At 65.8% G+C, this 19,887-nt stretch carries 15 protein-coding genes; 14 read left to right on the top strand and 1 reads right to left on the bottom strand.

Annotated elements, in window-relative coordinates:
- Positions 1-490 precede the first annotated feature (490 nt).
- From DPM33_RS31065 to DPM33_RS31010, 12 genes are all read left to right on the top strand, one after another.
- Positions 491-2,095: a pilus assembly protein gene (locus tag DPM33_RS31065; RefSeq protein WP_245442543.1), complete on the top strand. Its 1,605-nt coding sequence runs from the start codon at positions 491-493 to the stop codon at positions 2,093-2,095.
- 445 nt (positions 2,096-2,540) lie between these two features.
- Positions 2,541-3,695: an acyltransferase family protein gene (locus DPM33_RS31060; protein ID WP_112101177.1), complete on the top strand. Its 1,155-nt coding sequence runs from the start codon at positions 2,541-2,543 to the stop codon at positions 3,693-3,695.
- The gene (locus DPM33_RS31055) at positions 3,692-4,798 is read left to right on the top strand and encodes a glycosyltransferase family 2 protein (protein ID WP_112101176.1); all 1,107 of its coding nucleotides are present in this window, start codon (positions 3,692-3,694) and stop codon (positions 4,796-4,798) included. The genes DPM33_RS31060 and DPM33_RS31055 overlap by 4 nt, the downstream gene beginning before the upstream one ends.
- Positions 4,795-5,814 carry a glycosyltransferase family 2 protein gene (locus tag DPM33_RS31050; RefSeq protein WP_112101175.1) on the top strand — a complete coding sequence of 340 codons (1,020 nt, stop codon included), beginning with the start codon at positions 4,795-4,797 and terminating at the stop codon, positions 5,812-5,814. Before DPM33_RS31055 ends, DPM33_RS31050 begins: the two co-directional genes overlap by 4 nt.
- Positions 5,811-7,589, top strand: a complete 1,779-nt coding sequence (locus DPM33_RS31045; protein WP_112101174.1) for an ABC transporter ATP-binding protein — start codon at positions 5,811-5,813, stop codon at positions 7,587-7,589. The genes DPM33_RS31050 and DPM33_RS31045 overlap by 4 nt, the downstream gene beginning before the upstream one ends.
- A gap of 257 nt (positions 7,590-7,846) precedes the next feature.
- Positions 7,847-8,986 (top strand): transporter substrate-binding domain-containing protein, encoded by a 1,140-nt coding sequence (locus tag DPM33_RS31040; RefSeq protein ID WP_112101173.1) that lies wholly within the window; start codon positions 7,847-7,849, stop codon positions 8,984-8,986.
- Positions 8,983-9,567 carry an ANTAR domain-containing response regulator gene (locus DPM33_RS31035; RefSeq protein ID WP_112101172.1) on the top strand — a complete coding sequence of 195 codons (585 nt, stop codon included), beginning with the start codon at positions 8,983-8,985 and terminating at the stop codon, positions 9,565-9,567. The genes DPM33_RS31040 and DPM33_RS31035 overlap by 4 nt, the downstream gene beginning before the upstream one ends.
- A gap of 7 nt (positions 9,568-9,574) precedes the next feature.
- Complete coding sequence (locus DPM33_RS31030; RefSeq protein ID WP_112101171.1) at positions 9,575-10,423, top strand: ABC transporter permease; 849 nt, start codon at positions 9,575-9,577, stop codon at positions 10,421-10,423.
- Between the two features lie 2 nt (positions 10,424-10,425).
- Positions 10,426-11,346 carry an ABC transporter permease gene (locus tag DPM33_RS31025; RefSeq protein WP_112101170.1) on the top strand — a complete coding sequence of 307 codons (921 nt, stop codon included), beginning with the start codon at positions 10,426-10,428 and terminating at the stop codon, positions 11,344-11,346.
- A gap of 29 nt (positions 11,347-11,375) precedes the next feature.
- Entirely contained in the window at positions 11,376-13,004 is a 1,629-nt protein-coding gene (locus DPM33_RS31020; protein WP_112101169.1) for an ABC transporter substrate-binding protein, read from the top strand.
- A 129-nt stretch (positions 13,005-13,133) separates the two neighbouring features.
- Positions 13,134-14,078: an acetamidase/formamidase family protein gene (locus DPM33_RS31015; protein WP_112101168.1), complete on the top strand. Its 945-nt coding sequence runs from the start codon at positions 13,134-13,136 to the stop codon at positions 14,076-14,078.
- The gene (locus tag DPM33_RS31010; RefSeq protein ID WP_112101167.1) at positions 14,078-15,778 is read left to right on the top strand and encodes an ABC transporter ATP-binding protein; all 1,701 of its coding nucleotides are present in this window, start codon (positions 14,078-14,080) and stop codon (positions 15,776-15,778) included. Before DPM33_RS31015 ends, DPM33_RS31010 begins: the two co-directional genes overlap by 1 nt.
- 24 nt (positions 15,779-15,802) lie before the next feature.
- Here DPM33_RS31010 and DPM33_RS31005 read toward each other — a convergent pair whose 3' ends face one another.
- Positions 15,803-17,731, bottom strand: coding sequence for an LTA synthase family protein (locus DPM33_RS31005; RefSeq protein WP_112101166.1), 1,929 nt, complete (start codon positions 17,729-17,731; stop codon positions 15,803-15,805).
- A gap of 276 nt (positions 17,732-18,007) precedes the next feature.
- On the opposite strand from DPM33_RS31005, the gene fabD reads away from it, so the two are divergent.
- Both fabD and fabG read left to right on the top strand, forming a co-directional pair.
- Entirely contained in the window at positions 18,008-18,949 is a 942-nt protein-coding gene (gene fabD / locus DPM33_RS31000) for an ACP S-malonyltransferase (RefSeq protein WP_112101165.1), read from the top strand.
- Between the two features lie 135 nt (positions 18,950-19,084).
- Positions 19,085-19,822, top strand: a complete 738-nt coding sequence (fabG, locus tag DPM33_RS30995) for a 3-oxoacyl-[acyl-carrier-protein] reductase (RefSeq protein ID WP_112101164.1) — start codon at positions 19,085-19,087, stop codon at positions 19,820-19,822.
- Positions 19,823-19,887 lie beyond the last annotated feature (65 nt).

The following is a 19,887-nucleotide window of genomic DNA, read 5'->3' as shown; positions in this document are numbered from 1 at the left end:
AAGAAGAGCGTGTCGTTGCCCGCGACAATACCGTCGCCTTCGCGCGGCTCAGATTGCAACTGCCGCAAAGCCCGATCCGACACCACTTCGTCAAAGCCACCGTCAAGGTCAGGCAATACACTGACGGAACACTCGCAATCTTCCACGGACCGCGCCGCATTGCCACATACACCTCAGATGGCGCACCAATCCTGGACGGATGCTCAATCGGCAGAGCTGCGTGAACCGCTTCGACGCAAAACTGAAGCGGACAAATGACGTGCTACCAAACCGGACAACTTGATTAGCTACCGACAGGCCCGGCCGACGTCAGCGATGCCGCAGGCCCGCGGCGGGACTCTTTCGTTCGCGCCGGCCAGGCAACTCTTTCTTAACCAGGAAACGTGCCGATTGTCTCCGGCAGCGCTCGTGAACTCCATATTTATTAGTAATCGCATATATGGTTGACTCAAAGTGCGAAATGCGGCCAATGAGGGGGGCGGCTTTGGCGTTGTCTGGGGATTTCTGGCGCTCGAAGAGCGGCAATTTCGCGTTGGTGCTGGCGCTGGGCGTGCCGGCGATCCTGACGGCCGTGGCATTCGCCACCGATGTCTCGACGCTGATGCGGGCCAAGAGCAATCTTCAAAACGCCCTCGACGCCGCGAACCTTGCCTCGTCGCATCTCGGCGATGCGGACGTGACTCGCAACGACGCCTTCAACCGCTATTTCCAGGCCAATGTATCGAACCACGGCGAATTGTCGAATGCTCAGGCGACGCTGACCGTCGACAAGGGCGTCAACTACGTCAAGACCAAGGCCTCCGCCAGCGCCGACGTGAACCTGAACTTCGCCTTCCTGTTCGGCGACGAGAAACACATCAGCGTCGATGCCGGGGCGGTCGAATCCAACAACCAGCTCGAAGTGGTGCTGGTGCTGGACAACACCGGCTCGATGGCGGGCGCGCGCATCACCGCGCTCAGGCAGGCGACGACGTCGGTGCTCGACTATCTCGAAGCGGTCAAGTCGCCGACCCGTCCCGTGCACGCCTCGCTGGTGCCCTTCGTCACCGCCGTCAACGTCAACGGCCCCGGATTCGATCCGGCCTGGATCGACATGGACGGCCAGTCGTCGACCAACGGCGTCAATTTCGAGCCGGTCGACGGCAAGCGTCCCGACCATATGACGCTGTTCAGGGAACTGGAGGAAGACGTGCCGGTGTCGAAGCGCACCGGCTGGAACGGCACCGGCTGGAAGGGCTGCGTCGAGGCCAGGCCCGGCACGCTGAACATCGCCGATGCGCCGCCCGACCCGTCGAAGCCAGACACGCTGTTCGTGCCCTATTTCGCCCCCGACGATCCCGACGTCGCCAAGAAGCCGTCCGCCGCCTATGGCAATTCGGCGACCGGCTACAACAACTCCTATCTCGACGACACCGTCGACAGCGTGAAGCTGGCGAACTCGAAGACCAAGCTCGTCGGCAAGAACTCCGAGAAGGTTGCCAAATACCCGGCCTCGACCAACAAGCTGATCACCGAGACCGGCAGCGCGATCACCATTGGCCCGAACCGCGCCTGCCCGACGCCGATCGTGCCGCTGACCGACGATTTCGACAAGCTGCGCCAGGCGGCCGCCCAGATGACCGAATGGAACGGCTCCGGCACCAACGTCTCGGAGGGACTGGCATGGGGGCAGCGGGTGCTGTCGCCGCAGCCGCCTTACACCGATGCCGCTCCCTGGAAGGCGCAAGGCGTGAAGAAGGTCGTCATGCTGCTCACCGACGGCGAGAATGTCGTCTATGGCGCGAGCGGCCAGGACACCAAGTCCGACTACACGTCCTACGGCTATCTGGCCGGCGGCCGCTTCGGCTCCAATAACCAGACGGCGGCGGCGCGCAAGGTCGACGGCTGGACCAAGGACGTCTGCACGCAGTTGAAGAACGAGGGCGTGGAACTCTACACCATGGTGTTGCAGGCCGACACGCCGGCCAACCGCGCGCTCTACAGCGCCTGCGCCACCGACCCGAGCGACTATTACGCCGTCGAGGATCCGGCCAAGCTGCCCAACGTCTTCAAGACCATCGCCAACAAGTTCTCCAGGCTGCAACTCACCAACTGACGAAGGCTTGGCGATTCCCGAAGGCGCGCCGGCAGCGATCCCCGACGGCAGGAACATTGGAGCTCCCTGAGGTCCTCTCGAAGATCTGCTCGCTTCACAATGCGTGGCAACATCGAAAGGACCTTGACGGTCCTCCTCGAGCCAGAACGCTTCCCGTCTCCGGCCGCATTTCGCAGTGCTAAATGCATCCGCATTGATCGATAGATGCCGCTTCTTCAAAAAAGGCGGAATAGCGGCATAGGCGTGGCATTTTCTGGGGCGGTGCATCACGTTTCCATTCAACCGGATACCTATTCTGTGTTGCACTGCACCATTCTGTGCTGCAGTGCTTTAGCCTGCGCGAATATATGGTGGAGGAGTCGGCAGGCTTGCGGTTTCCGTTGACCGGCACGGATGTTGCGGCAGGCGGCCTGGGTAACGTCGTCGGCGGCGGCGGCTGCGAATGATGGCCGGTGGTCGCGACCTACAGCTTGACGCGCTGCGGGCGCTTGCCGTCACGCTCGTGCTCTATTCGCATTTCTTTGCGCCCGACGGCACGTCCTTCCTCGGCCATCTCGGCGTGCGGCTTTTCTTCGTGCTGTCCGGCTTCCTGATCACCAGGCTTTTGTTGGAGGCGCGCGACGCCGACCAATTCACTCCGGGAATGGCCCTGCGCTCCTTCTATGCCAGGCGCGCGCTCCGGATATTCCCGCCCTATTTCGCGGTGCTGGCCTTCGTCTGGTTGACCGATCTTGAACAGGCCAGATCGTCGCTCGTCTGGCATGCGCTCTACCTCTCCAACTTCTGGTACGCGCATCGCAACGACTGGACGCCCTGGCTGCTCTGCCATTTCTGGAGCCTCAGCATCGAGGAGCAGTTCTACGTCGCCTGGCCGCTGATCGTGCTTCTGGCGCCGCGCAGGCGCATCGAGGCGATCACCATCGGCGTCATCGCCTTCTCGCTCGCCTACCGCTTCTACTGGCCGATCGCCGCCAACCCGGCGCTGGCCCGGGACCTGTTGCCGCCGGCTTCGATGGACGCGCTCGGCTGCGGCGCGCTGCTTGCCGTCCGCCGCGCCAGGGGCGCGGACGTGCCGCGCTGGATGCGGCTCGGCTGGCCGGCCCTGGCGGCGGTTTTCCTGCTTGTCGTCTGGTCCGATCCGGGGCCGGCGAATTCGGCCTGGGAGTGGCCGCGCTGGGCGCTGGTGCAGGTGCTGCCGCTGGTGCCGATGATGGCGATCGTCGCCGCCTTCTCGGACGGCCTCGGCGGCCAGCTCGGCAGGCTGGCCGAACTGCCGCCGCTGCTTTTCCTCGGCCGCATCAGCTACGGCGTCTACCTCTACCACCCGATCCTTCTGGCCTATGCGGTCAAGGCGCAGCCATGGATTCCGCTCAACGTCTCGGAAGAGGGGCCTGGCCGCTTTCTCATCGCCAGCGCAGCTACGGTGGTTGCCGCCTCGCTCTCCTGGGTGTTTTTCGAAAAGCCGCTCAACGGCTTCAAGCGCTATTTCCCCTATGTGGCGCGATCGCGCGCGCCGGGTGACGTCCGGCGGTTCGGCGCCAAATATCCTGGCGCAAAAGCGGCGCTCGATCTGCAGCCGACGGACCGGAGCTATCCATGACGCGCCCGCTCATCTCCGTCCTGCTGCCGGTCTACAATGCCGAGCCCTACGTCGCCGCCGCGATCGGCTCGATACTGCGCCAGGACTACGACCGGCTCGAAGTCATCGCCATCGATGACGGCTCGACCGACCGGTCGCTGGAGATCCTCGAACGCACCCGTCGGGACGACAGCCGCGTGTCGATTATTTCGCGCGAGAATCGCGGCCTCGTCGCCAGCCTCAATGAGGGACTTGCGGTAGCCCGCGGCGAACTGATCGCGCGCATGGATGCCGACGACTTCGCCTATCCCTGGCGCCTGTCGCGGCAGGCGGCGCTGTTTGCCGCGCGGCCCGAGCTCGGCTTCAGCGGTTCGCTGGTCGACACGCTGCTGCACGGCCGCATCGCCAAGGGCAGGCTCGACCCCGTGTTCCGGCTCAGCCTCCCGGTGCTGTCGAAATTCTTCACCCTCCTCATGCATCCGACGGTGGTCTATAACCGCCGGGTCATCGCCGACGCGGACCTCCATTACGACGGCGGCTATCGGCATGCCGAGGATTTCGACCTCTTCCGGCGGCTCGCCGGCCGCTATCCGGTGGCCGTGATGCCGGAAAGCCTGCTCGTCTACCGGCTGCATCCCGGCAGCGTGACCAGCCTGCACGGCAGCGAGATGCGGCGCACGCATCTGCGGATCGTCGGCGAAAATCTCGAGCGGGAGGGGCTGGCTGAGAGCAGCGCCGACCTGCGAGCCATCGGCGATGATGTTTCCCTCGACAGCGTGCGCCGCGCGGCCGCCTTCATCCGCGCCCTGGAGGAGCGGATCGCCGGCTTGCCCGCCGCGTCGCAGCCGAGCTTCGCGGCCGGCGCGTTGAACCTGTTCTATTTCCTCTACCAACTCGTCAATGACGAGGAGCGGCCGGCGCTGACACATGAATTGCTGACGCTGACGGGCAAATGGAACGCGATCCGCCGGCGCGAGAAATACGCGCTCAGCCCCGGCGCCTGGGTCCCGTGGCTGAGCCAGGCTTCGATGTGGGCGGGCAAACGCGCGGACTGGGTCGCCTACCGCTTCAAATCCGCGCCCGCGGCGGCCGTGCTCGGGCCTTATCGGATGGGGGCGGCATGAGGGCCGAGCGCCATCCGCCGCAGCGGCACCTCGCTCCGCCATCGCCCGTTCGGCAGCGGCCGCAGGTTTCCTTCATCGTCTGCACGCGCGATCGCGTGTCGGTGCTCAAAGCCTGTATCGAATCGATCCACGCCGCCTGCCGGGCGCATCCGGCCTTCACCGCCGAACTGGTGGTGGTCGACAACGGTTCGCGCGACGGCACGGCGAAGTATCTTTCGCGGATCGCCACGACGTCCGACATCACGCTGACCGCGATCTCGGAGCCTCGTCCCGGACTGGCGGCGGCGCGCAATGCCGGGCTGGCGCACACGAGCGGGCGCGTGCTGGTCTTCGTCGACGACGACTGCACGCTCGACCGCGACTATCTCTTCGATCTCGAACGGCATTTTTCGAGCGGCGAGAAATGGTTGATCCGAGGCGGCCGCGTCGAGATCGGCGACGCCAGGGACCTCCCCTTCACCATCAAGCGTTGCGACAAGCGCGAGCGCCTGACGACCACCGTCCATCCGGGCGGCTTCGTGCTCGGCTGCAACATGACCATGCACCGCGACGTCGCCGCCCGCGTCGGCCCCTTCGACGAACGCTTCGGCGCCGGCGGGGCGCTGCGCTCGGCCGAGGACACCGACTATCTGGTGCGGGCGATGCTCGCAGGCATGCCGGTCGAATATGTGCCCGATATGACCATCTTCCACCATCACGGCCGGCGCGACCGCAAGGCGATCGACCGGCTGCACCGGGACTACCATTTCGGCAACGGCGCGCTCTGCCTGAAGCACATGCACCGCGCGCCCTGGCTGCTCCGGCACTTTTACTGGGCGACGCGGGCCGCCACGCGCGAGCTCATCGGCGGGCCGCGTTTCGACCAGGAGCTCAGGCTGTCGCATTGGCCGATCGTGCTGATGAACCTCGCTGGCGCGGCGAAGTTTGCGTTGCTCGTGCTTGCCGGACGTCCGGATCGGCACGCGCAACGCGTCGAGGAGACCATTGAGGCCAGGGCGGAGGCCAATGCGCGATGACCGGACCCAAGGCTCCTGCCTGGTCGATAGTGCGGCGCGCGCTCGGACGGCGTCAGCTTGGCCTGGTGCCCGTCGTCGTCGCGCTCGGGCTTGCCAGTGCCGCGCTCGAAGGGTTGGGCATCGGGCTCATCATTCCGCTGCTCGGCGTCATCATGGGGCATAGCGAGGCGACCGGCATGGCCGGTCTGTCCGCGCTGTTGCAGAAGGTTGGCGCGGGCCTCGGCGAACGTGAGCGGCTGATCGCAATCGCGGCCGCGATCTTCGGCTCGATCCTGCTCAAGAACCTGATCGCCTTCGCCAATTCGGTGCTGACCGCCCATATCTACGGCAAGGCCAGCCAGTCGATACGCGGCGCGCTGGCCGAGCGTCTTCTCAATGTCGGCTACCCTTTCTTCCTGAGACAGAGTCCCGGACGGCTGCTCAACATCATCTCCAACGAATCCTGGCGCGCCTCCGACGCCATCCAGGGGGTCCTGGGCACCATCGTCAGCGCCTCCGCTGCCATCATCCTGCTCGCCTTCCTTCTCCTGCTCTCCTGGCAGATGACGCTCTTGGTGATGCTCGGGCTGGCGCTGATGCAAGTCGCGCATATGGCGCTGTCGGCGCATCTCAGGGCACCGAGCCGCGGTGTCGCGGCGCGCAACAGCGCGCTCGCCTCGCAGATGCTGCATCTGGTGCATGCCGGCCGCCTGATCCGCATCTTCGGCCAGGAGGCGCGCGAGAAAGCGGCGTTCGAAAGGGCATCGGACGGGGTGCGGCGGGCGGCTTTCCTGCTCTCCAACCGCCAGGGCGCGCTGGGGCCGCTGACCGAGGTGCTGCACGCCATGCTGTTCCTGGCGGTGGTGATCGGCGCCTGGTTTGCCGGCTTGAGCTTCCCGCTGGTCGCCGCCTTCCTCATCCTTCTCTACCGCCTGCAGCCGCATGTCAGGGCGCTGCAGATGACATGGAGCCAGTTGCAGGGGCTTTCCGGCTCGCTGGAGGAGGTGACCTGGCTGCTCGATCCCGACGGCAAGCCGGCGCCGCCCGAGGGCAGCCGTCCATTCGCCGCTTTAAGCGAAAAAATTGCCTTCGAACGCGTCAGCTTCAGCTATGCCAATGAAGAGCAGCGCGCCGCGGTGCTGCATGCGGCAAGCTTCGACATTGTCAGCGGGCGCTCGACGGCGCTGATCGGCCGCTCCGGCGCCGGCAAGACGACGATCGTCAATCTGCTCTGCCGCTTCGTCGAGCCGGATGGGGGCAGGATCCTTGTCGATGGCGCATCGCTCGGCGAGATCGACCCGGCTGACTGGCGCCGCAACATCGCTCTCGCCAGCCAGGAGCTGGAGCTGGTCGACGGCACCATCCTCGCCAACATCACCTACGGCAAGGACACGGCCACGCCGGAGGAGGCCCGACGCGCGGCCGAGCTTGCCGAGGCGCATGGCTTCATCGAAACGCTGCCGCAAGGCTACCAGACCGTCGTCGGTTATCGCGGCGTCAACCTGTCGGCCGGGCAAAGGCAGCGCATCGCGCTCGCCCGTGCCCTGGTGCGCGACCCCGACATCTTGATTCTCGACGAAGCCACCAACGCGGTGGACGGGCTTTCGGAAGCCGCGATCGTCGAGACGCTCAAATCGCGCGCCGGCCGCCGCACCACGATCGTCATCAGCCACCACCGCTCAACGATCTCGTTCTGCGACGACCTGGTGATCCTGGAGCATGGCAGGGTGAAGAAACAGGCGCCGTTCTCGGAGCTGGCGACGCTCAGCATGGATGAGCTGTATCGGCCGGAATAGGGGGCCGGGGCGGCGGGCCTCGCTGCCTATCGAGTTCGTCATCACCTCCCATGTCGAAGTTCGCGCGACGCGCCATTGCGGCCCATTCGGGCGCGTGACCGTTGACAAGCGTGCGCCTGCTCGTGTTCTATTTCGCAAGCGCACATTTTCCTGCGTAACACATCGCGCCCGGCAAGGCCGGGCTAGGGCAGCATGGCCCCGCCGCGTCTCATGGCAGCATGGGGTGCGGGCGGGGCCTTTGATTTTTTGAGGTCCGGGTGAAGACGTTCAGGGTCGGCATCCTCTATTCGACCACCGGTCCCTACGGGGCGATCGGCCGCGACTGCCGCGCCGGCGCCGAGTTCGCCATCGAGGAGCTGGCGAAGGCCGGCAGCCCGGTGCGCATCGAGCCGGTCTTCGGCGATCCAGCCGGACAGCCGGAGCGCTACCTCGAGCTGATCCGCACCATGCTGCGAGACGACCAATGCCGCAACGTGATCGGCACCATCACCTCGCTGTCGCGCAAGGACGTCATCCCGCTGGTCGAGAAATATGACGGGCTGCTCTGGTACATCTGCCCCTATGAAGGTTTCGAGGCCAACGAGAACGTCATCTATACCGGCGCCTGTCCCAACCAGCATCTGATCCCGCTGTTCGACTATATGCTGCCGCGCCACGGCAAGCGCGTCTATCTCGCCGGCGCCAACTATGTCTGGGGCTGGGAGATGAACCGGCTGGCGCGCGAGCTTCTCATGCGCGCCGGCGGCGAAGTGCTGGGCGAGCGCTATCTGCCGATCGAGGAGACCGATGTCGGCCTGCTGATCGCCGACCTGCAGCGCCACTGGCCCGACTTCATCTTGAACAATATGATCGGGCCTTCCAGCTATGCCTTCCTCGCCGCGGTGAAGCGGTTGGCCGAGCGCGATCCCGCCTTCGCGCCCGAGCGCTGCCCGGTGCTGAGCTGCGACCTGACGGAATGCGAGCTCGGCGAGATCGAGCCGGGCGTTGGCGTCGGACAGCTCTCGACGGCCTCATATTTCGAAAGCCTGGCGTCGCCCGAGAACCGGGCCTTCAAGCAGCGCGTCGCCGCCCGCTTCGGCGCCGGGCTTCGCATCTCCAGCTTCTTCGCCGGCGCCTACGCCGCCGTGATGCTTTGCGCCGAGGCGGTCACGGAGGCGAATCGCGACGATCCGGCCAGCGTGCGCGGCTTCCTGCATGCCCGGCCGCGGCAGACCGTGCTCGGATCGCTGACGATCGACCCGCGCACCAACCATGCCGCCTTGCCTTTCCATCTTGGCCGCATCAATGCGCAGTCCGGCTTCGATGTCATCGCTTCGCGCGGCGCGATCGTCGCGGACCCCTATCTTGTCGGCACGCTGGCCAGCCAGCACGCGCCGCATCTGAGGGTCGTGCAATGACGCGGACGCCGAACTTCGTTTCCTGGCGCGCCGCGATCCTGCATCGCGCCGACGACAACATCGACCGCCTCAAGCGGCAGCTCGAACGTCTGGGCGTGACAGTCCTGTTGCAGTGGAAGCCGCTCGATCTCGCCGAAACGCCGGCCGATATCGTCCTGGTCGATGCCGATCAGGGTTTTGACGATCTCTTGCCATGGGCCGGCGACGAGGCGCCCATCCCGGTGGTCGCGCTGCTCGGTTCCGAAGCGCCGGGCCGCATCGCCTGGGCGCTCGAAAAGGGCGCCGGCGCGCTTATCGCAAAGCCGGTCGTCGCTTCCTCGGTGTATCCCGCGCTGGTGCTCGCCACCCACGCCCACAGCGAACGCACGGCCATAAGGGCGCGCATGGCCGGCCTGGAGGAGCGCCTGCGGCTGAGGCCGATCGTCTATGACGCGATCCGCTCGATCATGGCCGCGCAGGGCAGCGACGAGGCCGGTGCCTACCGCACGCTCTGCCGCCTCGCCATGCAGCGCCGACTCACCGTCGAGCATGTCGCCGTGGCAATCGTCGCCGGGCATGAGCCCGTGCCGCGGGCGATGTAGGCGCCGCATGCGGGTTTTGCGCGAACTTGTAAGACGGCCTTCCGCCCTTTTCGGGCTGATCGTGGTCGTGATCGTTCTGCTGGCGGCGATCTTCGCGCCATGGATCGCGCATTTCTCGCCGGACGACCAGCTCGCCGATGGGCTGTCGCTCGAAGGCGCGCCGCTGCCACCCGGCGGCGGCCATCTGTTCGGCACCGACACGCTTGGACGCGACCTCTTCGCCCGCGTGCTGTTCGGCGCCCGCACCTCGCTGATCATCGGCCTCGTCGCCAATGGCGTCGCCGTCGCGATCGGGCTGCTGGTCGGGCTGCTTGCCGGCTATCTGCGCGGCACCGCCGGCAATCTGCTGATGCGCTTCACCGACCTGATGATGGCGTTTCCGGCGCTGCTGCTCGCCATCGCGCTGGCGGCGTTGCTGAAGCCCAGCCTGTGGATCGTCGCCATGGTGATCGCCCTGGTGAACTGGGTGCAGGTCGCCCGCATCGTCTACACCGAAACGCGCGGCCTGGTGGAGCGGGACTTCATCCTGGCCGAGCGGTCGCTGGGGGCCGGCAATAGCCGCATCATCGTCTTCCACATCCTGCCGCATCTGATGCCGACGGCGATTGTCTGGGGCACGCTCGGCATCGCCACCACGGTGCTGCTCGAGGCGACCCTGTCCTTCCTCGGCATCGGCGTGCAGCCGCCGCAGCCCTCCTGGGGCAACATCATCTTCGAAAGCCAGAGCTACTTCGAGGATGCGCCCTGGCTGGTGTTCATCCCCGGCGCGATCATCCTCGCCACGGCGCTGTCCTTCAACCTGATCGGCGACGCGCTGCGCGACATCCTCGACCCGACGCAGCGCGGGAGGCTGTGACCATGGCCGCCTTCCTCGCCCGCCGCCTCGTCCAGGCCGTCCTGATTCTGCTCGGCGTCGCCGCCATCACCTTCCTGCTGCTCTATTGCCTGCCGGCCGACCCCGCCGTCCTGATCGCCGGCCGCTCCGCGACGCCGCAGATGGTAGCCGCCATCCGGCATGAGCTTGGCCTCGACCAGCCGCTGGTCATGCAGTTCCTGCACTATGTCGGCAACCTGCTGCATGGCGATCTCGGCCGTTCCTACACGCAGAAGACTGAGGTCCTGCCGCTGATCCTGGCGCGGCTGCCGGCGACGCTGGTTCTCATGGCCGCCGGCATCGTCGTCGAGGTTGCGCTCGGCCTGACCTTCGGCATCATCGCGGCGGTACGGCGCGGCGGCTTCGTCGACCGCGCCATCATGATGCTCTCCTTCGTCGGTGTTTCGTCACCGCAATTCGTCGTGGCGTTGCTGCTTCTCTACGTCTTTGCCGCCACGCTCGGCTGGTTTCCGATGTCCGGCTTCGGTACGGCAAGGCATGTCGTGCTGCCGGCGCTGACGCTCGGCGTGCTCGGCGCCGGCTGGTACGCGCGCATGGTGCGTTCCGCCATGATCGAGGTGCTGCGTCAGGACTATGTGCGCACGGCCCACGCCAAGGGTCTGACAGGCCGCCGCGTCGTGCTGGGCCACGCGCTGCCCAACGCGCTTTTGCCGATCATCGCCATGGTTGGCATCGACATCGGCCAGTTCATGAGCGGCGTGGTGGTGGTCGAGGCCGTCTATGGCTGGCCCGGCATCGGCCAGCTTGCCTGGCAGGCCATCCAGCAGGTCGACGTGCCCATCATCATGGGCGTTACCCTGGTCTCGGCTCTGGCCATCGTGCTCGGCAATTTGCTCGCCGATTTCGTCGCCCCGTTCGTCGATCCCCGCATCCGCAGCCAATAACCAACAAGACCAACAGAGGAGTGAACTTAATGAATAGATTCGTCAAAAGAATAGGCCTCGCGGCCTTGCTCGCCACCTCGGCCCTGGTACCCGCCAAATTCGCCTTCGCCGACACGCCGACCAATGGCGGCGACATCATCGTCACCTACAAGGACGACATCGCCACGCTCGACCCGGCCGTCGGCTATGACTGGCAGAACTGGTCGATGATCAACGCCCTGTTCTCGCGCCTGGTCGACTACAAGCCGGGCACGACGGAACTAGGGCCTTCACTTGCCGACAGCTACGACGTGTCCGACGACGGCAAGGTCTACACGTTCAAAATGCATCCCGGCGTCAAGTTCACCAATGGTCGCGCGGTGACCGCGGCGGACGTCAAATGGTCCATCGAGCGCGCCGTCAATCCGAAGACGCAAGGCCCGGGCGCCGGCTTCTTCCACTCGATCGTCGGTGCCGACAAGATGACGGCCGGCACCGCCGACACGTTGGAGGGCATAACCGCGGTCGACGACCACACAGTGAAGTTCACGCTGTCGCAGCCCGACGCCACCTTCCTCAACGTGCTGGCGCTCAACTTCGCTTCCGTCGTGCCGAAGGAAGCCGTGGAAGCCGCCAATGGCGACTTCGGCAAGCACCCGGTCGGCTCCGGCGCCTTCACGCTGAAGGAATGGACGATCGGTCAGCGCCTGGTCTTCCTGAAGAACCCCGACTATTTCATCAAGGAGCGTCCGCATGTCGACAGCTTCACCGTCGAGGTCGGCCAGGAGCCACTGGTGGCGCTGCTGCGCCTGCAGAAGGGCGAGGTCGACATCGCCGGCGACGGCATCCCGCCGGCGAAATATCTGGAGATGAAGAAGTCGCCGGAGTTCGAGGGCATGATCGTCGACCGCCAGCAGCTCGAGACGAGTTATGTCACCCTCAACACCCAGGTGAAGCCTTTCGACAATGCCAAAGTGCGGCAGGCCGTCAACATGGCCATCAACAAGGACCGCATCGTGCGCATCATCAATGGCCGCGCCACGCCGGCCAGCCAGGTGCTGCCGCCGCTGATGCCGGGCTACGACCAGAACTACAAGGGCTATGCCTACGATCCCGAAAAGGCCAAGGCGCTGCTGACCGAAGCCGGGCTGAAGGATGGCTTCGCGACGCAGATCTACACCTCCAACACCGACCCGCAGCCGCGCATCACCCAGGCGATCCAGCAGGATCTGGCGGCGATCGGCGTCAAGGCCGAGATCAAGGCGGTGGCCAATCCGAACGTGATTGCCGCCGGCGGCACGCAGGGGCAGGCGCCGATGGTCTGGTCCGGCGGGCTCGGCTGGATCGCCGACTTCCCGGACCCGTCCGATTTCTATGGCCCGATCCTCGGCTGCGGCAGCGCCGTTGCCGGTGGCTGGAACTGGTCGTGGTACTGCAACAAGGACATCGATGCCCGCGGCCAGACCGCCGACGCCATGCCGGTGCCGGCCAAGGCCGAGGAGCGCAACAAGGCCTGGGCGCAGATATTCACCGACATCCAGATCAACGACGCGCCCTGGATTCCGGTGTTCAACGAACGCCGCGTGGTGGCCAAGTCCAAGCGCATGGGTGGGCCGGACGAGATCTACATCGATCCCACTCGCGTCATCGATTACGAGGCGATCTACGTGAACAAATAGATCGGGCCTCATCTCCCGGCGGCGCCGCTTTGACCCGCCGCCGGGACCCCTGAATGATGCCGCCGGCGCCTAGCGAATGCCAACGGGAGGCGGCTTGCCAAGGTCCTTAGCGACAAACGAGAAGCAATCATGTGCGTGAAGTGCGACTACACCATTCATCGCGCCAGCCACCATTTCGGTTGGAACCGCGATTTCGAACCGATCCTGACCGTCAAGCCGGGTTCGACCATCCATTTCGAATGTCTCGATTCCGGCGGCGGACAGTTCGACGCGAGCTCCACGGTCGAGCATGTCCCGGCCCTGGATTTCGACAAGGTCAACCCGGTGACCGGGCCGGTCTATGTCGAGGGCGCGATGCCAGGCGATGCGCTGAAGGTCACGCTGCGCCACTTCGAGCCGTCGGGTCTCGGCTGGACCGCCAACATCCCGGGCTTCGGCCTGCTCGCCGACCAGTTCCAGGAGCCGGCGCTGCACATCTGGAAGTATGATGCCGCCTCGATGGCACCGGCGCTCTACGGCCCCGGCGGGCGCGTGCCGCTGAAACCCTTCGCCGGCACCATCGGCGTAGCACCTGCCGAACCCGGCCTGCATTCGGTGGTGCCGCCGCGCCGTGTCGGCGGCAATCTCGATATTCGCGACCTCGCCGCCGGCACCACGCTCTATCTCCCGGTCGTGGTCGAGGGGGCGCTGTTCTCGATCGGCGACACCCACGCCGCCCAGGGCGACGGCGAGGTCTGCGGTACCGCCATAGAGAGCCGCATGGACGTCGAGGCGACGATCGAGCTGGTCAAGGACGCGCGGCTGGAAAGCCCGCGCTTCACCACGCCAGGGCCGGTGACCCGCCATCTCGATGAGAAAGGCTACGAAGTCACCACGGGCGTCGGGCCGGACCTGATGATCGCGGCGCGTGAGAGTGTCATGCGCATGGTCGACCTGCTTGCCGCCGATCATGGGTTGAAACCGGTTGACGCCTATATGCTGTGCTCGGTCTGCGGCGACTTGCGCATCAGCGAGATCGTCGACATGCCGAACTGGGTCGTCTCGTTCTATTTCCCAAGAATCGTCTTCAACTGATGTCGGACGATTTGAGGTCTGGCGATTCCCGACGACAAGATGCCGTTCTGACCGTCGAGAACCTGTCGGTAGACGCGCTGACGCCTCAGGGCGCAAGGCGCGTCATCGACGGTATCAGCTTTGCGCTGGCGCCGGGCGAGACGCTTTGCCTTGCCGGCGAGTCCGGTTCGGGCAAGTCGGTGACGGCGCTTTCGATCATGCGCCTGTTGCCGCGTTCCTCGCTGCGCATCGCCGGCGGCGACATCAGGCTCGAACGCCAGAGCCTTCCGCGGCTGCCCGAACGCGCCATGCGCGACGTGAGGGGCGGGGAGATCGCCATGATCTTCCAGGAGCCGATGACCTCGCTCAACCCGGTCCACTCGATCGGCGCGCAATTGACCGAGGCGATCCGTATCCACCAGGGCGCGGAAGGCTCGAGCATCGAAAAACGCGCCCGCGACATGCTGGACGTCGTCCACATCGGCGACCCGGCGCGGCGCATTAAGCAATATCCGCACGAGCTCTCCGGCGGCATGCGCCAGCGCGTCATGATCGCTATGGCCCTGTCATGCCGGCCGAAAGTGCTGCTGGCCGACGAGCCGACCACGGCGCTCGACGTCACCGTGCAGGCGCAGATTCTGAAACTGATGCGCGAGCTCAAGCGCGAATTCGGCACCGCCATCATCCTCATCACCCATGACATGGGCGTGGTCGCCGAGATGGCCGACCGGGTGGCCGTCATGCGCGACGGGCGGATCGTCGAGGCGGGCTCCGTGCTCGACATCTTCGAGCGGCCACAAGCCGACTACACGCGCGAACTGCTTGCCGCCGTGCCGCGCCTCGGCGCATTCGCGGGAACCGACGCGCCGACTCGGGTGACAGCCACCGCGCGCCCGCCGCTGCCAAACGGCGTGGCACCGGTGCTTTCGGTGAAGAACCTCATCGTCGACTACGGTGCCTCCTCCAACCTTTTCCGCCGCCGCACCTTGGAGGCGCCGGCGGTGCAGGACGTCTCCTTCGACATCATGCCGGGCCACACACTCGGCCTCGTCGGCGAAAGCGGTTCCGGCAAGTCCACCGCCGGCAAGGCCGTGCTCGGCCTTGTCCCTTTTACCGGCTCCGTGACCATCGGCGGCACCTCCATCCAGGGCCTCTCGGCGAGCGCGATGCGGCCGGTGCGCCGCGCCGCTCAGATGATCTTCCAGGACCCTTACGCCTCGCTCGACCCGCGCATGACGGTCGGTGCCGCGATCGCCGAACCGCTCGTCATCCACGGTATTGGCAGCAAGGGCGACCGGCGCGAGCGCGTGGCCTCGCTTCTGGCGCATGTCGGGCTCGAGGCCGATCATGCCTTGCGCTATCCGCACGAGTTTTCCGGCGGCCAACGCCAGCGCATCTGCATCGCCCGCGCCCTGGCGCTCGAACCGAAGCTGATCGTCGCCGACGAAAGCGTGGCCGCGCTCGACGTGTCGGTCAGGGCGCGCGTGCTCGACCTGATGCTGGAACTGCAGGAGACGCTCGGGCTCGCCTATCTCTTCATCTCGCACGACATGGCGGTGGTCGAGCGCATGAGCCACGACGTCGCCGTCATGCGCGCCGGCCGCATCGTCGAGGCCGGCCCGCGCCGCTCGGTGCTGTCCTCGCCGCGCGAGACATACACACGCGAATTGATCGCCGCCGTGCCCATACCGGACCCACGCGTCGCAAACCCTCGCGAGTAGCCGCGAGCTGGAACGGCCGTCACCTCAACTCGTATGCGCCACGAGCTTGTCCACCGTCTCGGGGAAGAAATCCGGCGCCGAAGTGCGCTTGCCGAACATCATGTCGTACTGGATCAGCCGGAAATCGTTGATCTTCGGGTCGATCTGCTTCTGCCTCGCCCAGTCGGGCGTCGCCTCGCCCGCGGGCGACAGGAGCAGGTTGCGGTCGACCACGCGATAGTGTTCGCGCAGCGCGCCGAGGAAGCCGGTGTAATAAGGGTGCGTGATGCCGGCCGTGGTCAGGATATGGTAGGGCAGGAAGGCCGGGCTGACGGCGCCCAGATTTTCCACCGGGCCGGAGCGGTTCGACCAGATGACCAGCGGCGTATCGTGATGCTCGAGCGCGGCATCCGCCGTCGGCTCCTTGCGCGGCGCGACATTGTCCTTGAGGAATCCTGTCTCGACATAGACGGGTCCCAGCGGCGGCAGATGGTCGCCGAAGAAGGCGATGATGGTCGGGCGCTCACGCTTCTTCGCCCAGTCAATCAGCCGCTGCAGGCCGCGGTCGGCGTCGGCCGAACCCTCGGCATAGGAAAGCAGTGATTCCCGCGCCCAGGTGCTGATCGGCGCTTCGACCGAATGCGTCGGGTCATAGTAGCGATAGGGCTCGTAAGGACCGTGGTTCTGCAGGCTGACGGCGAACAGGAACACCGGATCGTCGCCGGCGTCGGCCTCGCGGATGATCTCGTCGGTCATCGCCGCGTCCGAGGCGAGCGGCCCACGCTTTTCCATCGGCGGCAGCGTCTCCTCCGAGCGGAAGTCGCTGAAGCCGAAATCGGCATAGACGGCGCCGCGGTTCCAGAACCAGTTGGTGCCGGGATGAATGGCGCGCGCCCGGTAGCCCTCGCTCTTCAGGAAGGTCGCCAGCGAGGGCGTCGGTGTGCGCACATATTGCTGGTAGGGGATCGACCCGGCCGGCAGGAAGGCGTTGGAAAAGCCGGTCAGCGCCTCGAATTCGATATTGGCGGTCATGCCGCCGAACTCGGGCGAGAACATCGAGCCCGAGCGCAGCGCCCTGACCGTCGGGATCGGGTCCGGCTTGATGGTGACGCCGGGAAGCTTGGTCGGGTCCCAGAAGGACTCGCTCATCACCACGATGATGTCGGGCTTCTCGTCCGGCACCGAAGCGCCGACGTCGGGGTGCCGGATCGCGGCCATCGTCTTGTCGGAGTAGCCGGGCGGTGCCGGAACATGCGCCATCGGCACGTTCATCGCGAAGGCCAGCGCAAAGCCGTTGGAGGCGTAGTTCTCCTTCTGGTCCCACATGATCGGGATGATCTGCAGCCGGTCGCGCGTCCACGAGAAGGTGGCGTAGTCCATGATCGAGACGAAGAAGGCGAGCAGCGGGACGGCGAGCGCCAGCCGCGCCAGGCGGCCCTTGCGGCTGAGGATCGGCACCCGCCGGCGCCAGCTCCGCCAGCCATGGACGAGCAGCGCCAGACCGCCGACGATGCCGACGGCGAGCATGATGGCGGTCCATGGGCGCTCGCGCACCAGAAGCGGCATCAGCGCCATGATCTGGCGGGCGAACAGGAAATCCGTCGGATAGAGCGGGTCGCCGAGATAGTGCGACTTCTGGTGACCGACAAAGGCCAGCGCCAGCGTCAGCGGCGCCACGATCATCAGGCTCTGGTGGCTGCGGCCGAGTATGGCGTCGAGCCCGACCAGCACCAGCGCGAAGACGATGATTGTGGTCCAGCCCGGCTTGAAGGGTTGCAGGAAGAAATCGACCGTGCCGAAGAAATCGCCGCGCACGATCCACTCGACCGCGAATACAAGCAGAGCCGCGGCAAGAAGCGTCGCCAGGCCGTAGCGTACAGTCGGCCAAGTTCGTCCCGGCAGATAGCCGGTGGACGGATCGTCTTCCAAAAATTGCGGCACGGGCTTGGCCGTGCCTTTCCTGATCCTTACCACTCTACTTCCCCCGGCCCACGCAACTCGCCTTCCACGCGTGTCACGCTTCTGTCATCGAAATGTCACGCAAAGCTAGCGCCTGTCGCGGAAATAAGAAGAGCCAGCAAACTAAACGTGAGCGGTTTTCATCAGGTGTGATCGTCAAAAAGCCTTTTGGAACAGTAAGTCAGCCGGTCTTCCGGGCCGAAATACCGGTCGAATGAGCGTTCGCGGGCTTGACTTGGCCGTCCGCCTTGCGCCAGAGGCAGGGAAAACCAGCCTTTGGAGAGACCTCAAATGGCCGTCGCATTCACCTTTCCGGGCCAGGGTAGCCAGGCCGTCGGCATGGGCAAGGACCTCGCCGATCAATTCGCCGAAGCGCGCCGCGTCTTCGAGGAAGTCGATGCCGCGCTCGGCGAAAGCCTGTCGAAGCTGATCTGGGAAGGCCCGGAAGAGACGCTGACGCTGACGGCCAACGCCCAGCCGGCGCTGATGGCGGTGTCGCTGGCGGCGATGCGCGCGCTCGAGGCGCGCGGCTTCTCGCTGAAGGACAAGGTGGCTTACGTCGCCGGCCATTCGCTGGGCGAATATTCCGCGCTTGCCGCGGCCGGCTTCGTGTCGGTTGGCGATGCGGCGAAATTGCTTCGCACCCGCGGCAACGCCATGCAGGCGGCGGTGCCGCCCGGCGAGGGCGCCATGGCCGCGATCATCGGGCTGGAGCAGGCCGATGTCGAAGCCGCCTGCGCCGAGGCTGCCAAAGGCTCCGTCTGCCAGGTCGCCAACGACAATGGCGGCGGCCAGCTGGTGATTTCCGGCGCCAAGGCTGCGGTCGAGCTGGCGGCGAAGCTCTGCACCGAAAAGGGCGCCAAGCGGGCGCTGATGCTGCAGGTCTCGGCCCCCTTCCACTCGGCGCTGATGGCGCCGGCGGCCGAGATCATGCGCGAGGCCCTGGCGGGCGTGGCGAAACGGGCGCCGGTGGTTCCGGTCGTTTCCAACGTCACCGTCACGCCGACCAGCGACCCTGACGAGATCGTCCGCCGCCTGGTCGCACAGGTGACCGGCCGCGTGCGCTGGCGCGAGACGGTGGAATGGTTCGGCGCCAATGGCGTTGCGAGCCTCTACGAAGTCGGCGCCGGCAAGGTGCTGTCCGGCCTGGCGCGCCGCATCAATCGCGACATCGCCACGGGCTCCATCGGCACGGCGACGGAAGTCGAGGCGGCGCTGGCGGCATTGGGATGAGGCCTCGCTCCGCCCGTGGATGACGGCGGGAAGGAGGCCATCGCTAACCTCCGACGCTTGTCTGGCGTGACTTGGACGATATGACGTATACGGAACGCGGCAGCTCGCAGCCGTCTGGAAAATGAGGTTGGAAAAATGTTCGAACTGACCGGCCGCAAGGCGCTCGTCACCGGGGCATCGGGAGGCATCGGCGAGGCGATCGCCAGGGTGCTGCACAGCCAGGGCGCGATCGTCGGCCTGCACGGCACCCGCGTCGAGAAGCTCGAGGCGCTCGCAGGCGAACTCGGCGATCGGGTAAAGCTTTTCCCGGCGGATCTGACGAACCGCGACGCGGTCAAGGCGCTGGGACAGAAGGCGGAAGCCGATCTGGAAGGTGTCGACATCCTCGTCAACAATGCCGGCATCACCAAGGACGGCCTGTTCGTGCGCATGTCGGACGCCGATTGGGACTCCGTGATCGAGGTGAACCTCACCGCCGTGTTCCGGCTCACCCGCGAGCTCACGCATCCGATGATGCGCCGCCGCCATGGCCGCATCATCAACATCACCTCGGTGGTCGGTGTCACCGGCAATCCCGGCCAGACCAATTACTGCGCCTCCAAGGCCGGCATGATCGGCTTTTCCAAGTCGCTGGCGCAGGAGATCGCCACCCGCAACATCACCGTCAATTGCGTCGCCCCGGGCTTCATCGAATCGGCCATGACCGACAAGCTCAACGACAAGCAGAAAGAGACGATCATGGCCGCGATCCCGACGAGGCGCATGGGCACCAGCGCCGAGGTTGCGTCCGCGGTCGCCTACCTCGCCTCCAACGAGGCGGCTTACGTCACCGGCCAGACCATTCATGTGAATGGCGGCATGGCGATGATCTAAGGGCGATCCGGGGAGCCGGGCGCCTGTGAAAACAGCCATTTCGGCTTGGACGCCCGTCATTTTTC

The organism is Mesorhizobium hawassense (genome assembly GCF_003289945.1).
Taxonomy (GTDB): domain Bacteria; phylum Pseudomonadota; class Alphaproteobacteria; order Rhizobiales; family Rhizobiaceae; genus Mesorhizobium; species Mesorhizobium hawassense.
The sequence above is the reverse complement of the archived record's forward strand: the minus strand, read 5'-3'. Positions and strand labels throughout refer to the sequence as shown.